The organism is Acidovorax sp. JHL-9 (assembly GCF_000426205.1).
Classification (GTDB): Bacteria; Pseudomonadota; Gammaproteobacteria; order Burkholderiales; family Burkholderiaceae_C; genus Acidovorax; species Acidovorax soli.
The window spans coordinates 289,990-315,501 of record NZ_AUEX01000001.1; the positions used below are offsets into that span (position 1 = coordinate 289,990).

Annotated in this window: 32 protein-coding genes; 12 read left to right on the forward strand and 20 right to left on the reverse strand. The window is 65.8% G+C overall.

Features of this window, described 5'->3' with window-relative positions; translation table 11 throughout:
• Positions 1–164 precede the first annotated feature (164 nt).
• From K225_RS21530 to K225_RS0101315, 5 genes are all read left to right on the forward strand, one after another.
• Entirely contained in the window at positions 165–329 is a 165-nt protein-coding gene (locus tag K225_RS21530; protein ID WP_026434722.1) for a DUF1328 domain-containing protein, read from the forward strand.
• A gap of 68 nt (positions 330–397) precedes the next feature.
• The gene (locus K225_RS0101300) at positions 398–787 is read left to right on the forward strand and encodes a hypothetical protein (protein WP_026434723.1); all 390 of its coding nucleotides are present in this window, start codon (positions 398–400) and stop codon (positions 785–787) included.
• Positions 788–825: 38 nt separating this feature from the next.
• On the forward strand, positions 826–1,380 hold the full coding sequence (locus K225_RS0101305) for a bacterioferritin (RefSeq protein ID WP_026434724.1): 555 nt from the start codon (positions 826–828) through the stop codon (positions 1,378–1,380).
• Between the two features lie 105 nt (positions 1,381–1,485).
• Positions 1,486–1,803: a BON domain-containing protein gene (locus K225_RS0101310; protein WP_026434725.1), complete on the forward strand. Its 318-nt coding sequence runs from the start codon at positions 1,486–1,488 to the stop codon at positions 1,801–1,803.
• A gap of 173 nt (positions 1,804–1,976) precedes the next feature.
• A complete protein-coding gene (locus tag K225_RS0101315; RefSeq protein WP_026434726.1) occupies positions 1,977–3,059 on the forward strand; it encodes a putative zinc-binding metallopeptidase in 1,083 nt (360 codons plus the stop codon).
• A 5-nt stretch (positions 3,060–3,064) separates the two neighbouring features.
• On the opposite strand, the gene coaD is transcribed toward K225_RS0101315, so the two are convergent.
• The 4 genes from coaD to K225_RS0101335 form a co-directional block, all read right to left on the reverse strand.
• The gene (gene coaD / locus K225_RS0101320) at positions 3,065–3,565 is read right to left on the reverse strand and encodes a pantetheine-phosphate adenylyltransferase (RefSeq protein WP_026434727.1); all 501 of its coding nucleotides are present in this window, start codon (positions 3,563–3,565) and stop codon (positions 3,065–3,067) included.
• 203 nt (positions 3,566–3,768) lie between these two features.
• Positions 3,769–4,479 carry a 16S rRNA (guanine(966)-N(2))-methyltransferase RsmD gene (gene rsmD / locus K225_RS0101325; protein WP_026434728.1) on the reverse strand — a complete coding sequence of 237 codons (711 nt, stop codon included), beginning with the start codon at positions 4,477–4,479 and terminating at the stop codon, positions 3,769–3,771.
• Positions 4,476–5,849 (reverse strand): pitrilysin family protein, encoded by a 1,374-nt coding sequence (locus K225_RS0101330; protein WP_026434729.1) that lies wholly within the window; start codon positions 5,847–5,849, stop codon positions 4,476–4,478. Before K225_RS0101330 ends, rsmD begins: the two co-directional genes overlap by 4 nt.
• Positions 5,850–5,870: 21 nt before the next feature.
• Positions 5,871–7,319: a pitrilysin family protein gene (locus K225_RS0101335; protein WP_026434730.1), complete on the reverse strand. Its 1,449-nt coding sequence runs from the start codon at positions 7,317–7,319 to the stop codon at positions 5,871–5,873.
• Positions 7,320–7,347: 28 nt separating this feature from the next.
• Between K225_RS0101335 and ftsY the strand changes: the two genes are divergently transcribed.
• Positions 7,348–8,676 (forward strand): signal recognition particle-docking protein FtsY, encoded by a 1,329-nt coding sequence (gene ftsY / locus K225_RS0101340; RefSeq protein WP_026434731.1) that lies wholly within the window; start codon positions 7,348–7,350, stop codon positions 8,674–8,676.
• 3 nt (positions 8,677–8,679) lie between these two features.
• Here ftsY and cutA read toward each other — a convergent pair whose 3' ends face one another.
• On the reverse strand, positions 8,680–9,018 hold the full coding sequence (cutA, locus tag K225_RS0101345; protein ID WP_026434732.1) for a divalent-cation tolerance protein CutA: 339 nt from the start codon (positions 9,016–9,018) through the stop codon (positions 8,680–8,682).
• 219 nt (positions 9,019–9,237) lie between these two features.
• Here cutA and rpoH point away from each other — a divergent pair, with 219 nt between their 5' ends.
• Positions 9,238–10,179: an RNA polymerase sigma factor RpoH gene (gene rpoH / locus K225_RS0101350; RefSeq protein WP_026434733.1), complete on the forward strand. Its 942-nt coding sequence runs from the start codon at positions 9,238–9,240 to the stop codon at positions 10,177–10,179.
• A gap of 118 nt (positions 10,180–10,297) precedes the next feature.
• Positions 10,298–11,293 carry a tripartite tricarboxylate transporter substrate binding protein gene (locus K225_RS0101355; protein WP_026434734.1) on the forward strand — a complete coding sequence of 332 codons (996 nt, stop codon included), beginning with the start codon at positions 10,298–10,300 and terminating at the stop codon, positions 11,291–11,293.
• A 44-nt stretch (positions 11,294–11,337) separates the two neighbouring features.
• On the opposite strand, the gene K225_RS0101360 is transcribed toward K225_RS0101355, so the two are convergent.
• Genes K225_RS0101360 through K225_RS0101380 form a run of 5 tightly spaced genes read right to left on the reverse strand, consistent with a single transcriptional unit; the run spans position 11,338 to position 15,484 of the window.
• Positions 11,338–11,949, reverse strand: a complete 612-nt coding sequence (locus K225_RS0101360; RefSeq protein ID WP_081679572.1) for an SCO family protein — start codon at positions 11,947–11,949, stop codon at positions 11,338–11,340.
• Between the two features lie 5 nt (positions 11,950–11,954).
• Positions 11,955–12,851: a heme o synthase gene (cyoE, locus tag K225_RS0101365; RefSeq protein WP_026434736.1), complete on the reverse strand. Its 897-nt coding sequence runs from the start codon at positions 12,849–12,851 to the stop codon at positions 11,955–11,957.
• Positions 12,848–14,029 (reverse strand): heme A synthase, encoded by a 1,182-nt coding sequence (locus K225_RS0101370; protein WP_026434737.1) that lies wholly within the window; start codon positions 14,027–14,029, stop codon positions 12,848–12,850. Before K225_RS0101370 ends, cyoE begins: the two co-directional genes overlap by 4 nt.
• Positions 14,029–14,772 carry a hypothetical protein gene (locus tag K225_RS0101375; RefSeq protein WP_034711485.1) on the reverse strand — a complete coding sequence of 248 codons (744 nt, stop codon included), beginning with the start codon at positions 14,770–14,772 and terminating at the stop codon, positions 14,029–14,031. The genes K225_RS0101370 and K225_RS0101375 overlap by 1 nt, the downstream gene beginning before the upstream one ends.
• Positions 14,714–15,484: an SURF1 family protein gene (locus K225_RS0101380; protein WP_026434739.1), complete on the reverse strand. Its 771-nt coding sequence runs from the start codon at positions 15,482–15,484 to the stop codon at positions 14,714–14,716. The genes K225_RS0101375 and K225_RS0101380 overlap by 59 nt, the downstream gene beginning before the upstream one ends.
• Positions 15,485–15,499: 15 nt before the next feature.
• On the opposite strand from K225_RS0101380, the gene K225_RS0101385 reads away from it, so the two are divergent.
• Positions 15,500–15,721, forward strand: a complete 222-nt coding sequence (locus K225_RS0101385; RefSeq protein ID WP_026434740.1) for a twin transmembrane helix small protein — start codon at positions 15,500–15,502, stop codon at positions 15,719–15,721.
• Between the two features lie 62 nt (positions 15,722–15,783).
• Here K225_RS0101385 and K225_RS0101390 read toward each other — a convergent pair whose 3' ends face one another.
• From K225_RS0101390 to K225_RS0101425, 8 genes are all read right to left on the reverse strand, one after another.
• Positions 15,784–16,665 carry a cytochrome c oxidase subunit 3 gene (locus tag K225_RS0101390; RefSeq protein ID WP_026434741.1) on the reverse strand — a complete coding sequence of 294 codons (882 nt, stop codon included), beginning with the start codon at positions 16,663–16,665 and terminating at the stop codon, positions 15,784–15,786.
• Positions 16,666–16,719: 54 nt separating this feature from the next.
• Positions 16,720–16,938, reverse strand: a complete 219-nt coding sequence (locus tag K225_RS0101395) for a DUF2970 domain-containing protein (RefSeq protein WP_026434742.1) — start codon at positions 16,936–16,938, stop codon at positions 16,720–16,722.
• Complete coding sequence (locus K225_RS0101400; RefSeq protein WP_026434743.1) at positions 16,935–17,552, reverse strand: cytochrome c oxidase assembly protein; 618 nt, start codon at positions 17,550–17,552, stop codon at positions 16,935–16,937. Before K225_RS0101400 ends, K225_RS0101395 begins: the two co-directional genes overlap by 4 nt.
• 10 nt (positions 17,553–17,562) lie before the next feature.
• Entirely contained in the window at positions 17,563–17,673 is a 111-nt protein-coding gene (locus tag K225_RS22505) for a cytochrome oxidase small assembly protein (protein WP_208859679.1), read from the reverse strand.
• Between the two features lie 11 nt (positions 17,674–17,684).
• Entirely contained in the window at positions 17,685–19,304 is a 1,620-nt protein-coding gene (gene ctaD / locus K225_RS0101410; RefSeq protein WP_026434744.1) for a cytochrome c oxidase subunit I, read from the reverse strand.
• Positions 19,305–19,334: 30 nt separating this feature from the next.
• On the reverse strand, positions 19,335–20,504 hold the full coding sequence (coxB, locus tag K225_RS0101415) for a cytochrome c oxidase subunit II (RefSeq protein ID WP_026434745.1): 1,170 nt from the start codon (positions 20,502–20,504) through the stop codon (positions 19,335–19,337).
• A 58-nt stretch (positions 20,505–20,562) separates the two neighbouring features.
• Positions 20,563–21,069 carry a DUF2244 domain-containing protein gene (locus K225_RS0101420; RefSeq protein ID WP_238323157.1) on the reverse strand — a complete coding sequence of 169 codons (507 nt, stop codon included), beginning with the start codon at positions 21,067–21,069 and terminating at the stop codon, positions 20,563–20,565.
• A gap of 69 nt (positions 21,070–21,138) precedes the next feature.
• Positions 21,139–22,041: a hypothetical protein gene (locus K225_RS0101425; RefSeq protein ID WP_026434747.1), complete on the reverse strand. Its 903-nt coding sequence runs from the start codon at positions 22,039–22,041 to the stop codon at positions 21,139–21,141.
• A gap of 35 nt (positions 22,042–22,076) precedes the next feature.
• On the opposite strand from K225_RS0101425, the gene K225_RS0101430 reads away from it, so the two are divergent.
• Positions 22,077–22,799: a ComF family protein gene (locus K225_RS0101430; protein ID WP_026434748.1), complete on the forward strand. Its 723-nt coding sequence runs from the start codon at positions 22,077–22,079 to the stop codon at positions 22,797–22,799.
• A 57-nt stretch (positions 22,800–22,856) separates the two neighbouring features.
• Entirely contained in the window at positions 22,857–23,360 is a 504-nt protein-coding gene (locus tag K225_RS20130; protein ID WP_034711488.1) for a tRNA (cytidine(34)-2'-O)-methyltransferase, read from the forward strand.
• Here K225_RS20130 and K225_RS0101440 read toward each other — a convergent pair.
• Positions 23,349–24,302 (reverse strand): LysR family transcriptional regulator, encoded by a 954-nt coding sequence (locus tag K225_RS0101440; protein ID WP_026434749.1) that lies wholly within the window; start codon positions 24,300–24,302, stop codon positions 23,349–23,351. The genes K225_RS20130 and K225_RS0101440 overlap by 12 nt on opposite strands.
• Positions 24,303–24,511: 209 nt before the next feature.
• Between K225_RS0101440 and K225_RS0101445 the strand changes: the two genes are divergently transcribed.
• The gene (locus K225_RS0101445) at positions 24,512–24,811 is read left to right on the forward strand and encodes a DUF4148 domain-containing protein (RefSeq protein WP_026434750.1); all 300 of its coding nucleotides are present in this window, start codon (positions 24,512–24,514) and stop codon (positions 24,809–24,811) included.
• Positions 24,812–24,977: 166 nt separating this feature from the next.
• On the opposite strand, the gene K225_RS0101450 is transcribed toward K225_RS0101445, so the two are convergent.
• A complete protein-coding gene (locus K225_RS0101450) occupies positions 24,978–25,442 on the reverse strand; it encodes a MaoC family dehydratase (RefSeq protein WP_026434751.1) in 465 nt (154 codons plus the stop codon).
• Positions 25,443–25,512: the final 70 nt, after the last annotated feature.

Here is a 25,512-nt window from a genome sequence, read left to right on the forward strand (position 1 = left end):
ATGGCACCATCGGCTGTGTCCTACAAGGCGGCCCTCCTGGCGCCGACAAAGGGGAGCGCCAGGCACCGGCATGCGCGGCGGCCCGCTCTGCCTACAGTACATCTCAGGCGCTAACTCCTGGCGCCACCTCACTTACGGCAACACCGACCTTCTAGGAGATGGAAATGCTGCACTACACCGTTGTCTTTCTGGTCATCGCGCTCATCGCCGCTGTGTTCGGCTTTGGCGGCATTGCGGCAGGCGCCGTAGGCATCGCCAAGATCCTGTTCTTTGTGTTCGTGATCATGGCCGTCGTGACGTTCGTGCTGGGCCTGCTGAAACAGGGCTGATCCCCACACCCCACCGCCCTGCGACAGCCCTTGCGTTCCCCAACCCTTTACATCTTCGGAGAGTACCCATGAAGACCGAATCCACCACGACCAAAATCGCAGACGGGGCGCGCAGTCTCGCCGATAACGTGCTGCAAAGCGCCCAGGACGCCGTGCAGACGACACGCGACAACGCCAGGGAATCCCTGGACAAGGCCGAATCCGGTGTGCGTGCACTGCGCCGTGAAGCCAGCCCGGTCATCGATGATCTGGCCGCCCGCGCCCACGACCTGGCGACGCGCAGCATCGATTTCTGCGCCGAGAGCAGTGCCCGCGCACGCCACCAGGTCCAGCAGGCCGCCGACGCCACCACACGCTATGTCACGCAGCAGCCGGGCAAGTCCGTGGCCATTGCCGCCGCTGCTGGCGCCGCCGTGACAGCCGCCGTGCTGCTGATGTCACGCCGCCGCAACCCCTGAACGACCACGGAGCTTTTCGCCCCATGGAAGGTGTCTCCATGAACAAACTCAGCCCCCTGCCCTCCCATGCGGCCGGCATGGAACTGGACGAAGCAGCCCTGAAAGCAGCGGCCACCAGCCATCTGGATGGCGGTGCGGTCACACCCGCCTTCAGCCCGCATCGCGACGACATCGTGCGCCTGCTCAACGACGCCCTGGCAACCGAGCTGGTCTGCGTGCTGCGCTACAAGCGCCACCACTTCACCGCCCACGGCATGGCCTCGCCCGCCATTGCGGCGGAGCTCATGGTGCGCGCCACCGAAGAAGCGGCCCACGCCGACCTGATCGCCCGGCGCATCGTGCAGCTGGGGGGCGAGCCCGACTTTGCGCCCGACACCCTGCTCGCCCGCAGCCATGCCGGCTACGACACCTCGTCGGACCTCCAGGCCATGGTGAAGGCCAACCTGGTGGCTGAACGCATTGCCGTGGAGGCCTACCGCCAGATGATTGCATTGATTGGTGACAAAGACCCCACCACCAAACGCATGCTCGAAGGCATACTGGCCGACGAAGAAGAGCATGCCGACGAACTCAAGGATTTGCTGGAAACCTAGCCCGTTTCAGCGCCACGACAGCCAGCCGGTCACGGAGGGTGCAACAAGCCGGCAAGCTGTGATTTTCCCTCGCACCCGCGTCTCCACTCTTTGAAGGAATACACCATGAAATACGCACGTGCCCTCGCCTTTGCCGCAGCCACGGCCATCACCGTCGTCACCGCCACGGGCTGCGCAGTGGCGCGCAACCAGCAAACCGCTGGCGCCTACATCGACGATGCGGGCATCACCACCGCCGTCAAGGCCAAGATGGCGGAAGACAAAACGGTGTCGGCCACCGCCATCAGCGTCGAAACGCTCAACGGCACGGTTCAGCTGTCGGGTTTTGCCAAGTCGCAAGCCGAGAAGAACCAGGCGGAAGCCATTGCCCGCAACACCAAGAACGTCAAGGAAGTGCGCAACAGCATTGTTGTGCGCCCCTGAGCGTTCGCGCACGATCCTGTCGGTAGCGGCGCAAGCCGTGCGGCGGGGCGTGGCAGAAAAGGGGCACAAGCGCCGAACCATCTGCTTCGGCGCTTGTGCCCCTTTTTGGCTGGCCGCCACGCTTTCTCTTATGCCCGCGGCGCGCCCGCCCGCAGGGGGTAAGCTGCAACACCATGCGGGTCTTCAATTGCGACCATTGCGGTCATCTGGTTTTTTTTGACAGCGTGCAGTGCATGCATTGCGGCAGCACGCTCGCCTTTGTGCCCGAGCTGCTCTGCATGGCGGCGTTGGCACCGGCCCCGCAGGACGGGCCGGACCTGTGGCGCCGCATGGGGCAGCGCGGCAGTGCGGACTGCAGCGGGCGGCTCTATCGCCTGTGCGCCAACCATTCCGCCTGCGATGCCTGCAATTTCGCCCTGCCGGCCCATGACCTCTCCCCGCTGTGTGTGTCGTGCCGCCAGACGCGCGTGCTGCCCGACCTCTCCCAACCCGCCAACCTGGGCCGATGGAAGCAGATCGAAGCAGCCAAGCGCCAGCTTTTCTACACGCTGGCCCGCCTGGGGCTGGAGCCCGCGCCAGGCCGCTCCGGGCCGGTGTTCGAGTTTCTGGCGGACTGGCCCGGCGGGCCACCTGTTCTCACCGGCCACCACGGCGGCACCATCACCCTCAACATAGCCGAAGCCGACGACGGCGAGCGCGCGCGGCGGCGCGTGGCGCTGGGCGAGCCCTACCGCACCCTGATTGGCCACCTGCGCCATGAATCGGGCCATTTCTACTGGGACCAGCTGGTGCGCGACGGCCATCGCCTGGAGGCCTTTCGCCGCCTGTTTGGCGATGAGCGCCTCGATTACGCCACCGCCCTGCGCGCCCACTACGCCAAAGGCAGCGAAGCGGGCGACTGGCGCCCGCACCATGTGAGCAGCTACGCGGCCTCGCACCCCTGGGAAGACTGGGCCGAAACCTGGGCGCATTACCTGCACATGGTGGACCTGCTCGAAACGGCGGCCAGCTACCAGACCCGCCTGTCCGTGCCCGACCCGCATGCCGCCCAGCACCACCAGGTGAGCGACCCCTTTGCCAGCCCACGACCCGCGTTTGACGGCATGGTGCGCCAGTGGGTGCCCCTGACCCTGCTGCTCAACAGCCTGAACCGCAGCCTGGGGCAGGGCGACGCCTACCCCTTTGCCCTGTCGCCCGGCGCGCTGCGCAAGCTGCGCTTCGTGCACGATCTGCTGGCGCAGACCAGCGCGGGCTGAAACGCTCAAGCCGACACTGAACGATTGAGCTTGCGCATCAGTTGCCCGTGCACACCAGGCGAGACGAACTGCGCCACGTCGCCGCCCAATGTGGCAATTTCGCGCACCAGCGTGCTGCTGATGAACTGGTGCTGGCTGCTGGGGGTGAGGAACACCGTCTCGATGTGCGGCACCAGTGCGCGGTTCATGCCCGCCAGCTGGAATTCATAGTCGAAATCGGTGCCCGAACGCAGGCCGCGCAGCATGGCCGTGCCGCCGCGCGCGGCAGTGAACTCGGTCACCAGGCCGTCAAAGGGCTCGACGCTCACCTGCGGGCAGTCGCGCAGCGCCTCGCGCGCCATGTCCATGCGCTCGTCCAGGCTGAACAGGGTCTTTTTGTGGTGGGCAATGGCCACGGCAACGATCACCCGGTCGAACAGTTTCGCCGCGCGGCGCACCAGGTCTTCATGGCCCAGCGTGATGGGATCGAAGGTTCCGGGGTAGATGGCGAGCACGTTGTGGACCATGGGCTGGGGTCTCCTGGTGGGCAGATGGACTTGGGGCCCGGCCCCTCAGGGGCCGGCCGGGCCGCGTGGGCGGATTATGCAGCGCACTGCAACGCGCAGGAGGCGCGGTGCACGCCCCCCTTTTTTTAAAGAAAATAAGGCTCTGGCGTTTATACAGAAAGCGCCACAAGCTATTATTTTTATAGCTATCGAGTGCAGTACCGTCAACCCGCCACGCGCCGCTGGAGCAGGTGCGCATGGACCGCACCCGCCTTCAGGTGGCGGTGCACCACCAGCCCGAACGGGGCCAGTGCTTCGTCGGTCCAGGCCTGCGGTGCCTCCAGGTAAACAAAGCCATCTGCCGCCACGGCCTTGGCGGCGGCCTGCAGGGCGGGCTCGAACCAGGCGCTGTCAAACGGCGGGTCGAGCAGCACCAGGTGCAGGCTGGCCGGCGCCGCCTGCCGCAGCGCGGCAATGCCGTCGCCGCGCTGCACATGCACGGCCGTGGCCGCCAGGCGGGCCTGCAGCTTGTGCAGCTGGGCCACCAGGGTGGCGTCGTTTTCCACCAGCTGCACGGCGGCAGCGCCGCGCGAAGCCGCCTCCAGCCCCAGCGCGCCGGTGCCGGCAAATGCATCCAGGCAATGCCAGCCGGTCAGGTCCTGGCCCAGCCAGTTGAACAGGGTTTCGCGCACGCGGTCGGGCGTGGGGCGCAGGCCCGGGCGCTGGGCCACGGACAGGCGGGTGCGCTTCCACTGGCCGCCGATGATGCGGATTTCACCCGCAGCCTGGGGGGCGGCGTCTTTCCTGGCGCTGCTCTTGGCCGCTTTGGCTGCCTTGGACTCCTTAGCGTCGGGCTCGGCCGCAGGGACGTTCCTGGCCGGACGGGCCAGGCGGCCGCCGGGCAGGGTTTCCAGGCGCAGGCTGGAGCGGCTCATGGCTGGCCTCCCACGACCACGGTGACCATGCGCTCGGGCTGCAGCTTGCGCGCCATGGCGGCGCGGATGTCGGCCACGGTGAGCGCCTCGACACGCGCCGCCCAGTGCTCCAGGTAGTCGAGCGGCAGCCCGTTCCAGGCGATGTTGGCCACGTTGCCCAGCAGCTTCTTGTTGCTGTCGATGCGCAGCGCGAAGCCGCCGATCAGGTTGTCCTTGGCGGCGCGCAGCTCGGTCTCGGTGGGGCCTTCGCGCACGAAGCGCGCCAGCACATCGCGCGAGACCTGCACGGCCTGCGCTGCCTGGTCGGGCCGGGTCTGCAGGCCGATGCTGAACGCGCCCGCATGCAGGCCGGGCGCAAAGCTGCTGTACACGCTGTAGCTCAGGCCGCGCTTTTCGCGCACCTCGTTGGTCAGGCGCGAGGTGAAGCCCCCGCCGCCCAGGATGTGGTTGCCCACCAGCAGCGCCAGAAAGTCGGGGTCGCGGCGCGCAAAGCCGGGCTGGCCGATCAGCACATGGGCCTGGGCCGAGGCAAAGGGAATGCGCTGCTCGGCCGGTGCGCTGAGCGCGGCCACCTCGGGCACGGCCGGCAGCGGCGCGCATTCTGCCGCCGTGCGCGCCGGCAGGCGCGACAGCAGCGTGGCCACCAGGGTCTGCGCCTGCGCGCGGTTGACGGCGCCCACGATGCTCACGCGCGCCCGGCAGGCGGCCACGGTGCGCACATGGAAGGCCTGCATGTCGGCCACCTCGATGCGTGCCAGCGTGTCTTCGGTGGCGCGGTAGCCGTAGGGGTGGCTGCCGTACACCGCAGCGGCAAAGGCTTCGCCCGCCACGGTGGCAGGGCGGGTCCGGGATTCCTTGATGCTGGCGCTCCAGCGGGCGCGCTCGCGCTGCCAGATATCGGCCGGCCAGCTGGGCTCGCCCATCTGGCGGGCGGCCAGCAAAGCGGCGCGCTGCAGTAGCGCGGGGTCGGTCAGCGAGCGCAGCGAATAGTGCAGCCCATCGCTGCCGGCGCTGGCCTCGAAGCTGGCGCCCAGGTCGGCCCAGGCCTCGCCCAGCGCGTTTTCATCCAGCGGTGCGCCCTCGCCGGCAACACCCGATCCGCCAGCCATGCCCAGAACGCCTTTGGAGGCCATGGAGGCCACGGCGCCGGCCAGGCCCGCCCGATCGGCCGGGTCGCGGCGGCTGCCGCCATCAAAGTCGAGCTGCACATCCACCATGGGGATGACGGTGCTTTCCACCAGCCAGACCTGGGCGCCGCTGGTTTCGGTCCAGTGCTGGATGGGCAGCAGCGCCCAGGCTGAACTGGCAAAAAAAAGGGATCCGGCGCTTATGAATAAAGCGCTGGCAGCTATTTTTTTCATAGTCATCATGCAATGCCTGGTGGTGCGGATTCAGTGGCGCGGGGCACCCGCGGCCGGCGCGGCGCGCCGGGGCTTGGCGTCCAGCGGCTGCGGCAGCAGCGTGGCCACCGTGAGCTGGTCGTCACCAAAATACCGGGCCGCAACCTGCTGCACCTGCTCGGGCGTCACGGTGCGCAGCAGGGCCAGCAGGCGCTCTTCCGCATCGAGCGGCAGCCCCTGCACCCAGTTGCTGCCCAGGTCCTGGGCCTGTCCGTGCACCGAGTCGCGCTGGTACACGGTCGAGGCAATCCACTGGGTCTTGACGCGTGACAGCTCGGCCTCGCTCACGCCCTCGCGGGCCACGCGGGCGACTTCGGCGCGCAGGGCGTCTTCGACCTGCTGCGCCGTCTTGTCCTCGGCGGGCACGCCGCTGAGCAGGAACAGGCTGGGGCCGCGCCCGGTCACCATGGCCGAGCTGCTGGCGCTGTCGGCCACGCGCTGCGGGCCCTGGCTGAGGGCGCGCTCCAGACGGGCGCCGTCGTAGCCACTGAGCACGGCCGACAACACCATCAGCGCCAGGGCATCGCGGTCGCCGTCGGTGAGCGCCTCGACGCGCTCCATGCCGGGCACCCGAAACGCCAGGGCCACGTAGGCCTGCTCGGCCGGTGCCTTGACGGCAATGCGGCGCAAGCCCTGCTGGACGGGCTCGGCACGCGGCTTGCGCGTCGGCACGGCGCGGGCGGGCAGGCGGCCGTAGTATTTTTCGGCCAGGGCACGCACCTGGGCCACGTCCACATCGCCGGCCACCACCACGGCCGCGTTGCCCGGCACATACCACTGGCGGTGAAAATGGCGCACATCCTCGGGCGTCAGGGCATCGAGGTCGCTCATCCAGCCCACCACCGGGCGGCGGTAGGGCGAGGCGATGAAAGTGGTCGCAAAAAGCTGCTCGGCCAGCACGGCGCGGGGCTGGTCTTCGGTGCGCATGCGGCGCTCTTCCTTGACCACCTCGATCTCTTTCTTGAACTCGGCGTCGGGCCACTGGTTGTGCGCGAAGCGGTCGGCCTCCAGGCGCATCACGTCTTCGAGCCGGCTGGAGGGAATCTGCTGGTAATAGCCCGTGTAGTCGCGGCTGGTGAAGGCGTTTTCCTGTCCGCCCAGGGCCGCCACGCGGCGCGAAAACTCGCCCGGCGGCACGGTCTTGCTGCCCTTGAACATCATGTGTTCGAGCACATGGGCCACGCCCGAGGTTCCATCGACCTCGTCCATGGAACCCACGCGCAGCCACACCATGTGCATCGCAGTGGGCGCCCGCCGGTCGGGCTGCACGATGAGCTGCATGCCGTTGGCCAGCGTGAATTGCTGCGCCCCGGAAGCCGTGGCCTTGGGGGCCGCTGGCGGGTTCGCGGCAGGGGTGGCAGAAAGGGCGGTGGACACCGGGATTTGCGCCCCGGCACTCAGGCAGGCCAGCAGGCCCAGAAGGGTGAAAGCACGTTTCATAGAATGGAGTGATTCTAAGTACCCGCCAATGTTCAGTTTTTTCAAGAAAAAACCCGCCCCCACGCCCGCGCAGCCCGCTGCGGCTGCGCCTGCAACCCCTGCAGCACCGGCTGCCGCGCCCACGCCACCGGCGGTAATGCCTGCAGTGCAGCAGGCGCCCACCGCCCCGGTCACGCAGCCCGCGCCATTGCCAACGCCCTCCGTCCCCCCCCTGCCCCCACCGGCCCCGCCGGCGGCCAGCGGTGGCCTTGGCTGGCTGCGCAACCCGTTTGCCGCCAAAACGCCTGCTCCCGCACCTGAAGCAGTCCCGGTGGCTGCACCGCCGCCAGCCGAGCTGCCGGTGCCGGCGCCTGTGTCCACCCCCGTGGCGCCCATGGTGGCGGCCGCGCCCATCGCTGTCACCGCGCCGCCCCTGCCTTTGGCGCCCATCGCCACCGAGCAGCCGCCCACGCCCGCCGAACGCAAGGGCTGGCTCGACCGCCTCAAGGCCGGACTGCGCAAGACGGGCTCCAGCATCGCCACCGTTTTCACCGGCACCCAGATCGACGATGCCCTGTATGAAGAGCTGGAAGAAGCCCTGCTGATGGCCGACACCGGCGTCAAGGCCACGCAGCACCTGCTGGATGACCTCAAACGCCGCGTGAAAGACAGCAAGACCACCGATCCCGCCGCCGTCAAGGGCCTGCTGGCCGACGCACTGGCCGATCTGCTGCGCCCACTCGAAAAGGCCCTGGTGATTGGCGAGCACCAGCCCACCGTGATCATGGTGGCGGGCGTCAACGGCGCGGGCAAGACCACCTCGATCGGCAAGCTCACCAAGCACCTGGCCAACGAGGGGGCCAGCGTGTTGCTGGCGGCGGCCGACACCTTCCGCGCCGCCGCGCGCGAACAGCTCGGGGTATGGGCCGACCGCAACACCGTCGAGATCGTCAGCCAGGAGGGCGGCGACCCGGCTGCCGTGAGCTTTGATGCCGTCACTGCCGGCAAGGCGCGCGGCAAGGACGTGGTGCTGGTGGATACGGCCGGCCGCCTGCCCACGCAACTGCACCTGATGGAAGAGCTGAAGAAGATCCGCCGCGTGGTCACCAAGGCCGACGCCACGGCGCCCCACGAGGTGCTGCTGGTGATCGATGGCAACACCGGCCAGAACGCGCTGGCCCAGGTGCGCTCGTTCGATGATGCCCTGCAGCTCACCGGCCTCGTCGTGACCAAGCTCGACGGCACGGCCAAGGGCGGTGTGCTGGCCGCCATCGCGCAGGAGCGCCCTATTCCCGTGTACTTCATCGGTGTGGGCGAAAAGCTCGAAGACCTGGAAACCTTCAACGCGCGCGAATTCGCGCAAGCCCTGCTGACCTGAACGTCACACCCCGGCGGCCACCTCGCCATCCACCCAGCGCACATAGGCCGGCGTGGCCTGCAGCGCCTGCACCACCAGCTGCGGCAGCGTATAGGGGTGCAGCGCCTGCAGCAGCGCCAGCAATGCAGCGGTGGCGCGCGGCATGGTCTTGCAGTCCAGCCGCCATTCCGATTCTTCGTGCAGGGCGCCCTGCCAGTGGTAGTGCGAGGTGATGGCCTGCACCTGCACACAGGCCGCCAGCCGCGCCTGCATGACCGCCTGCGCCAGCCGGCGCGCGTCTGCCGCGCTGGCCACCGTGGTGGTGACCATGCGGATATCCACCGGATCAACGCCTGTTGCCATGGAACTCCCCCCCCTGCAAAAGGAACAGAGGGCAGTGTAAACAGGTCTTCAAACGCTCATCTATTCATAGCTACAAGATATTTCTGGTATTGCGTTTAAAGCCAATTTGATAGATGTATCTAGAATCAGGCACTTTGGAACAACCGGACGGGAACTCCGGGCTTAGCACTCCCTCCAACAGAGTGCTAACATGAAGGCTTAGAGGAAAGGATTCCTGGAATGACATTGCCATCTGGAACCGCAACGACGACTTTGGCCCCCGCCAATGCATGGGCACTGGTGCCGCCCTTGGGCAACCTGGACGCCTATATCTCGGCCGTCAACCGCCTGCCCCTGCTCACCCATGAAGAAGAGCAGACCTACGCCCGCCAGCTGCGCGAGCACAACGATGTGGACGCCGCCGGCCGGCTGGTGATGTCGCACCTGCGCCTGGTGGTGTCGATTGCACGCCAGTACCTCGGCTACGGCCTGCCCCATGGCGACCTGATCCAGGAAGGCAACGTGGGCCTGATGAAGGCCGTCAAGCGCTTCGACCCCGACCAGGGCGTGCGCCTGGTGAGCTACGCCATGCACTGGATCAAGGCCGAGATCCACGAATACATCCTGAAGAACTGGCGCATGGTGAAGGTGGCGACCACCAAGGCGCAGCGCAAGCTGTTCTTCAATCTGCGGTCCATGAAGCAGGGTTTCAAGGCCGATGCGGCGGCAGCCGATGCCAGCACGCTCCGCGACACCCTGTCGGACCGCGAAATCGACTCTGTGGCGGCGCAGCTCAATGTCAAGCGCGAGGAAGTCATCGAGATGGAAACCCGCCTGTCGGGTGGCGATGTGCTGCTGGACCCCGCACCCTCGGACGATGGCGAGCAAGCCTTTGGCCCCATTGCCTACCTGGCCGATGCCTCGCACGAGCCCACGGCCATGATCGAGTCGCGCCAGCGCGATGCGCTGGCCACCGATGGCATTGCGACGGCACTGGCCAGCCTGGACGAGCGCAGCCGCCGCATCGTGGAAGAGCGCTGGCTCAGGGTGAACGATGATGGTTCGGGCGGCATGACGCTGCACGAGCTGGCCGCCGTGTATGGCGTGAGCGCCGAGCGCATCCGCCAGATCGAAGTGGCCGCCATGAAGAAGATGAAGGCCGCGCTGGCCGATTACGCCTGAACGGCGGCTGTCCGCCGACCGGACCGCAGAGATCATTCAGCGCGCGACTGCGGTTGCGCGCTTTTTTTTGGGTGCCCGCAAATGCCTGTGCGCCTGTCCATGACCGGAGGATCTTTTGATGACCCCATCCCCCCTGCGCCGCGCCGCACTGGCACTGGCCCTTGCCGCGGCCTGCAGCCCCGCCCTTGCACAATCCACCGCGGCCCCGGCGACACCGGGCTGGCCCAGCAAGCCCGTCAAGCTGGTGGTCGGTTTTCCGGGCGGATCATCCCCCGACCTGGTGGCACGTACCCTGGCCGAGCCGCTGGCCAAGGCCCTGGGGCAGCCGGTGATTGTGGAAAACAAGGTGGGTGCTGGCGGCAACATCGCCGCCGATGCCGTGGCCAAGGCCAGCGATGACCACACCCTGGGCATCATGATCAACGGCAACCTGACGATTGCCAAGCTGATCAACCCCAAGATCCACTACGACCCGCTCAAGGACCTGGCCCCGATCAGTCTGCTTGCCACGGCCCCGCTGGCCCTGGCCGCACCGGCCAACGCACCGGGCGCCACCGCACAGGAGTTTTTTGAGGCCGCACGCGCCAGCGGCGACCGCTGGAGCTATGGCACACCGGGCGTGGGCACGGTGGCCCACATCGGCATGGAACTGCTCAAAGGCAAGGCTGGTGTTCAGCCGGTGCATGTGCCCTACCCGGGCAACCCACAGGTCATCAACGCCATCATCGGCGGCCAGATCCAGCTGGCCCTGCTGCCCCCGGCCATGGCGGCCGCGCAGGCCCGTGCGGGCAAACTGCGCGTGATTGGCATCACCTCCAGCGGGCGCAGCACGCTGGTGCCTGAATATCCCAGTCTGGCCGAAGCAGGCGTGAAGGACTTCAACCTCGAAATCTGGAACGCGGTGGCCGCCCCGCGGTCTCTGCCCCGGCCGGTGGTGGCGCGCCTGTCGGCGCTGTTCAGCGAAATCGCCCGCAGCCCGGACGTGCGCGCCAAGCTGTTCCAGCAAGGCTGGCAGGTGACCGGCACCACCGCCGAAGGGCTCGCCCAACGCATCCAGACCGATGCGCGCGTGCTGGGCGCAGTGATCAAATCACAAGGCATCAAGGCCGAATAAGGCGCCAACCCAGGGGATTGGCGCGGGCGGCGCGCCTGGCGCCGTTACCCGGCTTCCTGCAGCAGGGCCTTCACATCGGCGCCCAGCGCCTGCGCGCCGCTGCCGTAGCGGTTGTAAACGCGCAGGCGGCCTGCCGTGTCGTACACGTAGCTGCCAGCCGAATGGTCCATGGTGTAGCTGGTGGGGGTCTTGCCATCGACCTGCTTGAAGTAGATCTTGAAGTCCTTGGCCACGGCGGCGATCTGCTCGGGCGTGCCGGACAGCGCCAGGAAGCTGGGATCAAAGTTGGCCATGTAGGCCTTCAGCACCTCGGGGGTGTCGCGCGCGGGGTCCACGGTGACAAAGATGCCCTGCAGGCGATCGCCGTCCTTGCCCAGCATCTGCTTGACCTCGGCCAGCTCCTGCATGGAGGTGGGGCACACGTCGGGGCATTGGGTGTAGCCAAAGAACACCACCACCACCTTGCCCCGGAAGTCCTGCAGGCTGCGCTTGTGGCCGTTGTGGTCGGTGAGCGGAATATCGCGTGCGTAGTCAGCCCCGGTGATGTCCACCCCGCGAAACTCCGTCTTCTTTTCAGAACAGGCAGTCAACAGGACACCAGCGCCGATGGATAAAGCGCTGATAGCGATGAATTGAAGGGCATTTCTTTTGTGCATGGTGTTCACAGCGCATAGTGGTCCACCAGCAGCGCGGCAAACAGCACGCTCAGGTGGATGAGGGAAAAACGAAAGGTCTTGCGCGCCAGGGCGTCCGAGTAATTGCGCCACAGGGCAAAGCCGTAGCCACAGAACCCGGCGCTCAGCAGCACGGCGGCAACGAGGTAGATCCACGAACTCATGCCGTAGATGAAAGGCATCAGGCAGCCCGCAAAGAGGATCAGCGTGTACAGAAACACCTGCAGGCGCGTGAACTCGTTGCCGTGCGTCACCGGCAGCATCGGCAGGCCCGACTTGCGGTAGTCCTCCACCCGGTAAAGGGCCAGCGCCCAGAAATGCGGCGGCGTCCACAGGAAGATGATGAGGAACAGGATCAACGCCTCAGGACCCACATCGCCCGTCATGGCCGCCCAGCCCAGCACGGGAGGCATGGCGCCCGATGCACCACCGATCACGATGTTCTGCGGCGTCAGCGGCTTGAGGATCACCGTGTACACCACCGCATAGCCCACGAAGGTGGCGAAGGTAAGCCACATGGTCAGCGGATTGACCCAGAAATACAGCAAGGCCGAACCAGCCGCACACAGCAAGGCCGAGAACAGCAGGGTTTGCGTGTTGGACAGCTCGCCCTTGGCCGTGGGTCGCCAGGAGGTGCGCTTCATCCGGGCATCAATGCCCTGCTCGACGATGCAGTTGAAGGCCGCGGCAGCACCCGCCACCAGCCACACGCCGGCACAGGCCAGCGCCATCTGCCCCAGTTGCCGCAGCGTGGGCAGGCCCGGCACAGCCAGCACCATGCCGATCAGGGCGCAGAACACGATGAGTTGCACCACGCGCGGTTTGGTCAGCGCGTAGAACTGCGAAAAGCGCGAGGGCGCTGTAAGGGTGGAGGCAATACTCATGCGGAAACTCTCGATGCACGCGAGGGTGCCAAAGACTCAAGGGGTGTGCGGGCCGTCCGGCTGGACGCGGCCGCCCAGGTCAACACCACCACCAGGGCAGCGGCGCCCCCCGTGTGCAGCACGGCCGCCAGCAGGGGCCATCCCAGCACCACATTGCTCAGGCCCGTGGCCAGCTGCAGCAGGGCCAGGCCCGCCAGCCACCGCGCCTGCATGCGCAGCGCAGCGGCCCGGTGCAGGCGCCAGGCCAGCCAGGCCAGCGCCAGCAGCACCACATAGGCCATCAGGCGGTGCGCATAGTGGATGGCCGTGAGGCCGGCAAAGCTGATGTGGCTACCGTCCTGCAGCAGCCCCAGCGGCCGCCAGATCTGGAACCCCTGCGCGAAATCCATCACCGGCCACCAGCTGCCCTGGCAGGTGGGAAAGGCCGTGCAGGCCAGCACCGCATAGTTGGTGCTGACCCAGCCCCCCAGCACGATCTGCAACGCCACCAGGATGCCGGTGACGAGCACGCCAACGCGCAGCGGTGTGGCCAGCGCGGCGGGCTGCACGCCCCTGGCCACCTGCGTGTGGCACACCGCCTGAACGCACAGCAGGGCCAGCAGCACGAGGCCGCCTGCCAGATGCAGCGTGACGATGGCGGGAAACAGCTTCATCGTGACCGTGAGCGCACCAAATGCACCCTGCAGGCACACCCAGACCAGGGTGAAGGTGGGCCACCATGGGCCCAGCGCGGGCTGCGGCACACCGCCGCCGGCCCTGGCCCGCCGCCACTGTACCCAGGCGGAAACAGTGAGGACGATGATCAAGACACCCACGCCGGTGGCGAGGTAGCGGTGGATCATTTCCACCCAGGCCTTGCCGTGCGTCACCGGTCCGGTGGGCATGGCCTGCTGCGCCGCCGCAATATCGGCCCGCGCACCGACCGGGCTGGCGCTGCCATAGCATCCCGGCCAGTCGGGGCAGCCCAGGCCGGAATCGGTGAGCCGGGTGAACGCGCCAAACAGCACCAGGTCAAAGGTCAGGAACAGCGTCAGCACCGTCAAGGCCTGCAGACGGCGCCCCCGATCGCCGCCGCGGTTGCGCCAGGCCACCCATGCCAGGGGCCCGAGCGCGATCACGATGCCCAGCAGCATCACCTGCGCCAGCGGCGCCAGGTCGTAAAGCGGTTGGGCGTTCATCAGGGTTGCCCTGGCCGTCCGGCCTCATCCCAGGAGGACGATGCGCGCAGCAGGCGCTCCAGGTCGCGCTTGGCCTTGGCGGCCCCGGCAGCATCCATGCCTGCCGGAAAACGCATCATCCAGTTGCCCATGGGGTCCACGAGGTAGAGGTGCTCGGCCAGCGCGTGTCCCGCTGCGGGTTCGAGCCACTGGGCCAGCGCCCCGCCATCGACCCGCAGCACCGTGGCCTTTCGCAGGGCCGCAGAAAGGTCCGCCGGCAGGGGGGCGGCATCGGTCACCAGCCAGACCCAGTCCACACGGTCCTTCTCCTTGCCCACGCTTTCGCGCAGTTGCCGCTGCAGATACAGGTGCTGCTGGCACTGGGCATCGCAGGCCCCGCCTGCCACGCTCACCAGCAGCCATTGGCCCTTGAGCGCCGGCAGCTGGCCGGGCGCGCCATCGAGCGCGGCCGTGGCCAGATCGGGCAAGGGGCGCTGCGGCTGCACCAGTTCGCCGTAATTGCGGCGACCCTCGGGGCGCACCACGTAGTACGTGAAATACGAAGCGATCACCGGGGCGGCGCAGACCAGCAGCACCGCCAGCATCTTCCAGCGACCGTGGCGAGTGTTCTGGGCATGGGCCACGGCGCTGCCCGCCTCGGGAAGCGTATGCACCGTGAGGCCCAGGGGATGATCGCCTCCTGCCTCAGGCGGGAGGCCGGGGGCGCGGGCGAAGGAAGCGTCGGACGAGTTGGAACCAGACATAGAGAAGTGCAATCAGGCCGCTGAGCCCGAACCATTGGAATGCGTAACCGTAGTGTTTATCGACACCGGCACCGATCACGGGCCAGTCCCGCTGCAGACCCTCGCTGGCGGGGCCCGTCTGCAGCACCGACAGATTCATCAGCGCAAGGCCTGTCTCGGTGCGAAAGGCGGTGAAGTCGAGATTTTGCCGGATGCGGGAAGACCCCTGCGAACTGTCGGCACCCTGGAACTCGTACAGACGCGATGGCGGCGGTGCGATGCGCCCGGCCAACTGCACCGCACCTGGCGCTGTCTGAACCAGGGGCAGCTGCTGGCGGTCCTGGAAGTTGCGAGGCACCCAGCCGCGCTGGACCAGCACCACCGCATCGCTGCCCTCCAGCCGCAGCGGTGTCAGCACAAAAAAGCCGGGGCGGCCCTGCATCTGCCGGTTGTCGAGGTACACCGTGTGCTCCGGCACCCAGCGCCCCTGCAGCAGCACCGCCCGATGGACCAGGTCCTGCGCGCCATCCGCACCGCCAGCATGCCCACGCAGCTGCTGGTTGTCGATGGGGGCCAGGGCGGCCCGCTGGTCCAGCAGCGACTGCAGGTCCTGCTTTTGCGCGGCGCGCGACAGCTGCCAGCGCCCCAAGGAGGCGGTCACCAGGATGGCGGCCACGGCAGCGACGGTGATCAGCCAGAAACGCAGGCCCCAGGTGCGTGAAACAGGTGTCACGGGATAATGTGCTCCATGAAATATCTTGTCGCTGTGGCGTTTCTTGCCATTCTCGCCAGTCTGGCCTCTGCCCTTTTTTTCATGATGCGTAACGGACGCAACGACAAGGCCAAGGGCAGCCACATGGCCAAGGCCCTCGCATTTCGGGTGGGGCTCTCGATCGTTCTGTTCATCTGCATCCTGCTCGCATGGCAACTGGGCTACATCCAGCCGACGGGCCTGCCCGCCACGCGGTAAGACACCATTGCGCGCAACAAAAAAGCGCCTTGCGGCGCTTTTTTGGATACGGCATGGCCGTCTTACATCCAGTACACCAGGATGTACAGGCCCAGCCACACCACATCGACAAAGTGCCAATACCAGGCGGCACCCTCGAAGCCGAAATGCTTGTCGGCCGTGAAGTGCCCCTTTTGCAGGCGCAAGGTGATGACCAGCAGCATCAGCATGCCCAGGAACACGTGGAACCCGTGGAAACCCGTCAGCATGAAGAACGTGGAGCCGAACACGCCCGAGCTGAGCTTGAGGTTCAGGTCGGTGTAGAGGTGGAAATACTCATAGCCCTGCACGCACAGGAAGACAAAGCCCAGCAGCACAGTGGCCCACATGAACGCAATGGTCTTGCCACGGTGGTTTTCACGCAGCGCATGGTGGGCAATGGTGAGCGTCACACCCGAACTCAGCAGCAATGCCGTGTTGATCGTGGGCAGCCAGAAAGGGCCCACGGTCTGGAAGGGCTCGACGATGCCGGCAGGGGATGCCGTGGCACCTGCCGCAATGCTGGGCCACACCGCCTTGAAGTCGGGCCACAGCATGGCATTGTCCAGGCTGCCCAGCGCCGGCACCGAGTGCGCACGCGCCCACCACAGGGCCGTGAAGAAGGCACCGAAGAACATCACCTCCGAAAAGATGAACCAGCTCATGCTCCAGCGATACGACAGGTCGATCTTGTGGCCGTAGAGCCCGCCTTCGCTCTCACGGGCGGCATCGCGGAACCATTGGTAGAGCACAAACAGCCACCACACCAGGCCGGCGGCCAGGGAATACTTGCCCCAGTTGTGGCCGTTGATCCACTGGGCTGCGCCCAGAATCACAAAAAACAGGCCTGCGGCCGCCATCACGGGATGGCGCGACTCTGCGGGCACATAGTAGTACGGTGTTGTGCCGTGGGTTGATGCACTCATTTCAGCTCCTGGATCTCAAAATCTTTGTTATGGGGTTGGCAGGCAGGCGATGGCTCAGACCACCCAGTTCACCACCGCGATCAGCGACAGCACCAGCAGGAAGATCGCCAGCAAACCCACCACAATGATGTGCAGGGGGTTGATCTTTTGCAGGTCCTGCTGGTATTCACTGCCTTTGCGCAGGCCGATCAGTGACCAGGCCACCGCACGCACCGTGCGCAACAGGGAACCCTTGCGCTGCACGCCGGAATCCGAGGGATGGACGGGACTCATGATCCCTCCTGCACGGATTGAAGGGAGACGGCAGCCGTGGACTCGGGTGCCTGCGGGGTTTTTCCGCCCACCTCGAAGAAGGTATAGGACAGCGTGATGGTTGTCACATCCTTGGACAGCCGCGGATCGATAACGAACGCCACGGGCCACTGCTTTTTCTCGCCCGGCTCCAGGATGTACTGGTTGAAGCAGAAGCACTCGAGTTTGTTGAAGTGCGCCGCCGCCTGCCGTGGAGCGTAACTGGGAATCGCCTGCGCGGCCATGCGGCGGTTCTGCACGTTCTGGAACTCGTACATCACCGTCGTCAGCTCGCCGGGATGCACCTTCACCGAACGCTGGGCCGGCTTGAAATCCCAAGGCCCGCGTGCATTGGCATCGAACTCCACGGTGATGGTACGGCTCGTGTCCACCTGCGTGTTGGCGGGCACCTTCACGTCCTTGCCCGCCACGCCGTTGCCCGGCACCTGCCGCTCGGACAGCGACAGGATATTGATGCCGGTCAGCTCGCAGATGTGCTTGTAGATCGGAATCAACGCGTAGCCGAAGGCGAACATGCCCGCCGCTATCACGGCCAGCTTGCCCACCATCTTGGCGTTTTCGCGGTGAATGCTCATGGCGTGGTGCTCAGCGGGACAGCAGAACGACTTTGACCATGAACCCGACGAAGAAGACGGCAACCACGGACGCCAGGATCAGCGCCATGCGCAGATTGCTCTTTTTTTGCTCGGGGGTCATGGACATGCCTTTCAGCCGATCACGCGGGTTGCCGTGGCGTCCAGCTTGGGCGGATTTTCAAAGGTGTGGAACGGTGCTGGCGAAGGGACTTCCCACTCCAGGCCTTCCGCGCCGTCCCAGGGCTTGGCGGGGGCCTTTGCACCCTTGCCACGCATGGCAGGAACGATCACGGCAAGGAAGAAATACACCTGTGCCAAACCAAAACCCAAGGCGCCCACCGATGCGATGGCGTTGAAATCAGCAAACTGCATGGGGTAATCGGCGTAACGGCGTGGCATGCCGGCCAGGCCCAGGAAGTGCATGGGGAAGAAAGTGATGTTGAAGAAAATCAGCGAAGCCCAGAAGTGGATCTGGCCGCGGGTTTCGGAATACATCACGCCCGTCCACTTGGGCAGCCAATAGTACACACCGGCAAACATGGAGAACAGCGAACCGGCCACCAGCACGTAGTGGAAGTGGGCCACCACGTAGTAGGTGTCCTGCAGCTGGATGTCGATAGGCGCCATGGCCAGGATCAGGCCGGTGAAGCCGCCCATGGTGAACACGAAGATGAAACCCACGGCAAACAGCATGGGGGTTTCAAACGTCATGGAACCGCGCCACATGGTGGCCACCCAGTTGAAGATCTTCACGGCCGTGGGCACGGAGATCAGCATGGTGGCGTACATGAAGAACAGCTGGCCGGTCACGGGCATGCCGGTCGTGAACATGTGGTGCGCCCACACGATGAACGACAGGATGGCAATCGACGAGGTGGCATACACCATGGAGGCGTAGCCGAACAGTTTCTTGCGCGCAAAAGCGGGCACGATCTGGCTGATGATGCCGAAGGCCGGCAAGATCATGATGTACACCTCGGGGTGGCCGAAGAACCAGAAGATGTGCTGGTACATCACCGGGTCACCGCCACCGGCGGGGTTGAAGAAGCTGGTGCCGAAGTGGCGGTCGGTCAGCGTCATGGTGATGGCGCCAGCGAGCACGGGCATCACGGCGATCAGCAGGTAGGCGGTGATCAGCCAGGTCCAGGCGAACATGGGCATCTTCATCAGCGTCATGCCGGGTGCGCGCATGTTCAGGATGGTCACGATGATGTTGATCGAACCCATGATGGAGCTGGCACCCAGGATGTGCATGGCGAAAATGCCGGCGTCCATCGAGGGGCCCATCTGCAGCGTCAGCGGCGCATACAGCGTCCAGCCGGCAGCGGGTGCGCCGCCGGGCATGAAGAACGAGCTGACCAGCATCAGCGCGGCAGGAATCATCAGCCAGAAGCTGAAGTTGTTCATGCGCGCGAAGGCCATGTCGGACGCTCCGATCTGCAGCGGGATCATCCAGTTCGCGAAGCCCACGAAGGCCGGCATGATGGCGCCGAACACCATGATCAGGCCATGCATGGTGGTGAGCTGGTTGAACAGCTCGGGGTTGACCAGTTGCAGGCCGGGCTGGAACAGCTCGGCGCGGATCAGCAGCGCGAGAACGCCACCGATCATCAGCATGGTGAACGAGAACAGCAGGTACAGCGTACCGATGTCCTTGTGGTTGGTGGCATACACCCAACGGCGCCAGCCGGACGGTGCATGGTGGTCGTGGCTGTCGTGTGCGTGCCCGTGGTTGTCGAGAACTGCGCTCATTTTGAATTCCTCAATGCTCTGGGGCGGTGATTACTTGCCACGCTGGGCCACGATTTCCGCTGGCTGCACCAGCTGTCCGGTCTTGTTGGACCAGTTGTTCTTGGTGTAGGTGACCACCGCAGCGATATCGGTATCGCTCAGTTGCGTCCACGCGGGCATGGCACCGTTGTTCACACCCTTGAGCAGCACCTGGATCTGTTTGGCATGGTCGGCATCCAGCACGATGGCGGAACCATCCAGAGGCTTGATGGCGCCAGCGCCCTTGCCGTTGGCCTGGTGGCAGGCTGCGCAATTGGCGGCATAGACCTTTTCACCACGCTTGAGCATGTCGTCCAGTGCCCACACCTTGGCAGGGTCGTCGAGCTTGGAAGCCGCCTTCTTCTTCTGGTCGGCCACCCACTGGCTGTAATCCTCGGCAGACAACACCTTCACATGGATGGGCATGTAGGCATGCTCCTTGCCACACAGCTCGGCGCACTGGCCGTAGTAGTCACCGACCTTCTCGGCGCGGAACCAGGTGTCGCGCACGAAACCGGGGATCGCATCCTGCTTGATACCGAAAGCCGGAACCATGAAGGCATGGATCACATCGTTGGCGGTGGTGATGATGCGGATCTTCTTGCCCACCGGCACCACCATCGGGTTATCCACCTTGAGCAGGTAGTTGGCAGGTGCTTCGCTCACGTTGCCGCTGTCGGACATGGCGCGGTGGCTGCTGTCCAGCGTGGAGATGAAAGCCAGGCCCTCGCCTTCGCCCGTGATGTAGTCGTAGCCCCATTTCCACTGGTATCCGGTGGCCTTGATGGTCAGGTCGGCGTTGGTGGTGTCCTTCTGCGCCACCAGGACCTTCGTGGCCGGCAGGGCCATGAGGATCACGATGATGAAAGGAATGACGGTCCAGACCACTTCCACCGTGACGGACTCGTGGAAATTGGCCGACTTGGCACCCCGGGATTTGCGGTGCTTCCAGATCGAATAGAACATCACGGCAAACACCGCAACAAAGATCACCGTGCAGATGATCAGCATCATCCAGTGCAGGAAATGCTGCTCTTCGGCGATCTTGGTGACAGGGGGATGCAGGTTCAGCTGATTGACCGCAGGGCCGCCGGGCAGGTCTTGAACGGCATGGGCAGCGGTGCCCATCCATGCACCGGCAGTCAGCAGCAGAGAAGCCAGCTTGTTGGAAATGCTCTTCATAGTTCTCACTTACTTCTAAGCCTCAATTTAACCAATCACTTGGCGCACCTGCTTGAGGTCAGGCAGCGCGCAAGGCCATGCGGATCTCCGATGCCAGGGCCTGGCGAAGCTCGGGGCGCACGAAGCGCCCCACATCGACCGACCGACCCTGCGCAGACAGCCTGATCAGCGAACGGTCTGCGGTTCTGGGCTCGACCCGAACCCGGCTCCGGTCAAACTCGGCGCGCTCCAGCCTGCCTGCTGTCTCCCTCTCCACCACCAGGCGTGAGCCTTGCAGCCAAATCCTGTCGCCATCCGCCGCATGGCGGCCGTACCGGACGAAGACCGCTCCTGCCGCGACAGCGGCAAACCAACCCAAAGGCATGCCCCACCGGTTGCCAACCATCCAGAAAAGCAGGACCATTGCCAGCAACAAGGCCCCCTGCCACATCCGTTCACGTTCCGCCAAACCATTGCGGGCCAGTTGCCAGTCAATTCGCTGGCCAGACACCGTAGCAAAACGAAAAATCAGACTTGTCAACGCAACCGCCCTGCAAATGGCCACGGCACCGATACGGCGCGCCAAGGACACCAATCCTCAAACGTCGAGAATTGTAGCGCCCCTTGCGCCAGATCATTGACAAGAAGTGACGAATCAACTCCTCATGCCGCCTTCACGCAGCATGGAGCGCATGTCCTCCAGGGAGACTGCGCTGCTGGCACTCACCCGCACCCTGGGCCTGGGTTTGTAGGCATGGCCATAGATGATTTCGAACGTCAGCGCCAGTTGCCCATCGTGTTCCGCATCCCCCAGCTGCTCCTGCAAGACTTCGTGCAGGCGGCTGCGCCAGTGGCGTCCGCGCAACGCAGGGAAACGCTGAGGATGCAGGTTGCACCCCAGTTCCGCCAGCTCCTGCAACAGGCGCTGCGGCGTCGCAAAGGTCAGCCGGATGCGCTCCATGTCCATCACCGGCTCGGCAAAGCCGGCCTGCACCAGCATGTCGCCCCAGTCGTGCATGTCGGTGAAGGCATGGCCGGCGGGCGGCCAGCCGAGCGCGGCATACACCGCGTGCAGCTCCTTGGCCGTGTCCGGCCCCAGGCACGAGAACATCAGATAGCCATCCACGGCCAGCGCGCGATGCCATTGGGCGATGAGGGCCTGCGGATCACTCGCCATGTGCAGTGCCATGTTGGCCCAGAGCATCTGCACGCTCCCCTCCTGTGGCAAGCCGAAACGCGGGCGCCCCGCACTCCATCGCGTCGGACTCCACCAGGGCCGGGCCAGTGCCTGCATTGCGGCGGGAACGCAGTGCGGTGATGTTTCCGTCACCTGGCAAAGCGCCTGGGGATAACGGGCACTGACCAGGGCATGGCCTTGCAGCCCCCCGCGCACCGCATCCCAATGGCACCAGGCGGCGGGAGCCAGGCGAATCCACTGCAAGCGGTCGTCCATGCGCCGGGCCACCTCTTCATGCAGCCAGGGAGATTGGGCCGGCGCTGCGGCGTGCCAGCGGGCGGCCGCAACGGGATCGATGGTGGGAGGATGCTCGGTGGACATGGTGGCAAAGATGGGCAGACGAGTATATTGACCCCATGCTTTACAAGATGCTGGCAGGGACATCACGGCGCATCGGCGCGCTGGTCGAGCACCTGCCCAGCCAGTGCGCCGTGTGCCACGCCTGGCCGGCCCGGCGCGTGTGCGATGGTTGTGCCGCCCGGTTTGCGCAGCCCCGCGCACGCTGCACGCGCTGCGCCTTGCCGGTGCCCGAAGGCGTTGCGGAATGCGGCGCCTGCCTGCGCGAGCCACCAGCGCTGGATGCCTGTCTGGCCGCAGTGGACTATGCCTACCCCTGGGCCGGCGCCATCGCCGAATTCAAGTTCCGCGGCGATCCAGGCTGGGCCGCGGCACTGGCCACGCTGCTGCGCAGCACGCCCTGGGTGGAGCCGGCGCTGGAAGCCGCCGACCGGGTACTGCCGGTGCCCCTGTCGCGAGAGCGCCTGCAAGAACGTGGCTTCAACCAGGCCACCCTGCTGGCCCGTCACCTCGCCGATCCCAAGGTGGATGCCATGCTGCTGCTGCGGCTGCGCGCCACCGAGGCGCAAAGTGGCCTGCCGCGCAGCCAGCGCCTGCGCAACCTGCAGGGTGCGTTTGCCATCGAGCCCGCCCGCGCGGCCACCCTGCAAGGACAGCGCATTGTTCTGCTCGACGATGTGATGACGACCGGTGCCACGCTGAATGCGGCCGCCCACGCACTGCGCCAGGCGGGCGCGGCACACATCACGGCCCTGGTGGTGGCACGCACCGAACAGGCCTGAAACCTTTGTTTACGAGGGCGCTGCGCAGATCCGTGTGTCCGCAGGACAATACAGGCCATGTTCCATATCGTCCTGGTCGAACCCGAGATACCACCCAACACCGGCAATGTGATTCGCCTGGCGGCCAACACGGGTTGCACGTTGCATCTGATCGAGCCCCTGGGTTTTTCGATGGAAGACCGGCTGATGCGCCGCGCCGGGCTGGATTACCACGAATACACCCAGGTGCAACGGCATCCGGGGTGGACTGCCTTCCTGCGCAGCGCCCAGCCCGACTTCACGCGCATGTTCGCCCTGACCACACACGGCAGCCAGAGCGCTTTTGACACCTGCTTTCTCCCCGGCGACTGGCTGGTGTTTGGCGCGGAAACGCGGGGCCTGCCCCCCGAGTTGCGCGAAACCTTCCCGCCCGCGCAGCGCGTGCGCCTGCCCATGGTGGCCGGGCAACGCAGCCTGAATCTCTCCAACGCCGTCGCAGTGACCGTGTTCGAAGCCTGGCGCCAGAACAGCTTCGGCATGCCCGGCGTGACGGCCGCAGCCGCGCTGGAATCATTGCTCTGACACCCTGCCGCCTTCAGGGCGCGAGGACGCCAGATGCTGCGCATGCTCGCTGACAAAATCAAGAAACACCTTGGTGCGGGCCGGCACCATGCGGCGCGACGGCAGCGCGGCATACACGGCATAGCGGGAAAAAATCCAGTCGGGCAATACATGCACGAGCGCACCGCTGGCCAGATGGGGGGCCGCCAGCAACCGCGACATCACGGCCACGCCCATGCCGTCCACCGCGGCGCGCAGCAGCACGCCAGCGCTGACGGACTGCAGCACCACAGGCACCTTCACCTCCTGCGCCGCGCCCGCGCCCTGCACGGGCCGCAGCCGCAACCGTTGCGCGGTGCCGCTCTGGGAGCGGACCAGCTGGCCTGAGTAACGCAGGTATTCGTGGTGCTGCAGATCGCCGGGCTCGGCAGGCACGCCCATGCGCTGCAGATAGGCGGGTGCAGCAATGACGATGGCCTCCCAATGGGCCATGGGCCGGGCCACGATATTGCCATCGTAGTCCTCCCCAGCCACCATGAAAGTGACATCAAACTCGTCCACCCGCGACGCAGGCAACGCATCCACCAGGATATCGACCATGAGCGTGGGATACAGCACATGCCACGACGCCAGCAGCGGTGCAAGAAAGTGCGTGGCCAGCAAGGGGGCCGCCAGCACGCGAATGGTGCCGTGCAGGTCGCGGGTGCTTGACGTGGCGGCGGCCTCGGCGTCCTCGATTTCGTGCAGGATGGCGCGCACCCGCTGCAGATAGGCCTCGCCGGCATCGGTCAAGGCCAGCTTGCGGGTGGTGCGCTGCAACAGCCGCGTGCCCAGGTGCTGCTCCAGATCGGCCACCAGCCTGGTCACGACGGGAGGCGACAACTCCATCAACCGTGCCGCAGCAGCAAAGCCCCCCTCTTCGACAACGGCCTGGAACACACGCATGGTCAACAATCTGTCCATTTCGGCAACAAAATGTTATTCAGGCATTGATTATTTCATTTTTAAGAACTGTTCATTGCCCGCATTGCCGTTTCACCAAGAGATATCCCTCTATACAGTCTCCTTCATCGATCGGTTGTACATGCGCAGGCACTCACCGAGGCCGGACAAGACCGGGGCAAAACCCGGCCTGGCCCGCAGCAAATGGCTCCATTTTTGAAGGAAACGTCATGAATGCACACCCCACCCTGCCCATCGCCGCCGCCCTGGCCGTCGGCGCGCTGGCCGCCCAGGCGGACTCCGCACTGCCCGGCGATAGCGAATGGTCCAACTATCCCTTGACCACCACGAGCACACTGACCCGTGAGACCGTGATTGCCGAGCTGGTGGCCGCCCGCAAGGCAGGCACGATGCCTAGTGATCGCGAGTGGTACAACATACCCGCTCCACTGGGCACCCCCCCGGGCCCCGTGCAGGCAGGGGCGATGCCCGCAGCGACGACCAACTCCGTTGTCACCGGCAACCAGTGACGCCATGGCGCGGCAAGACTGCCGGCCGTCCGCCGCGCTGCGCCCAGCAACGCAGGCCTGCAGGCGCGCACCGGCAGGCCTTGTTCTCTGAGCGCCTGTTCGCAATCTCGCAGGGGATCGTGTCAGGCTCTGAGGGCAGCGCCAAATTACCGGCGGTGGAACCACCTCAAGGCGCTGCGCCGTAGCTGCGCGCCAATGATTCGGCCACGCACGCCGGCTTGTCCCCGCCCTCGCGCTCCACTGTCACCAGCCAGGCCATCTGCAGCCCGTCAGGCGCCAGGGCTTCGGTGGCCTGCAGCACCAGGCGCGCGCGCAAGCGGCTGCCCACCGGCACAGGCGCCGTGAAGCGCACCCGGTTCAGGCCGTAGTTCACCCCCATGCGTGCACCTTCGATGCGCAGCCCCTGCTCCAAAAAACGCGGAATCAGCGACAGCGTGAGAAAGCCATGCGCAATCGGCGCGCCAAACGGCCCGGCCCGGGCACGCTCGGGGTCCACATGGATCCATTGGTGGTCGCCCGTGGCCTGGGCAAACAGGTTGACCTGCTCCTGCGTGATGGTGATCCAGTCGGTCACGGCGACCTCCTGGCCCACGCAGGCGCTGACTTCGGAGTAGGAGCGGAAGGTTTTCATGCAGCCAATGTAGCGCCGCGGCCCGCGCCGGGCCTGTCGGACAAGCGACAGCAGGGCACCGCCGCTGTGG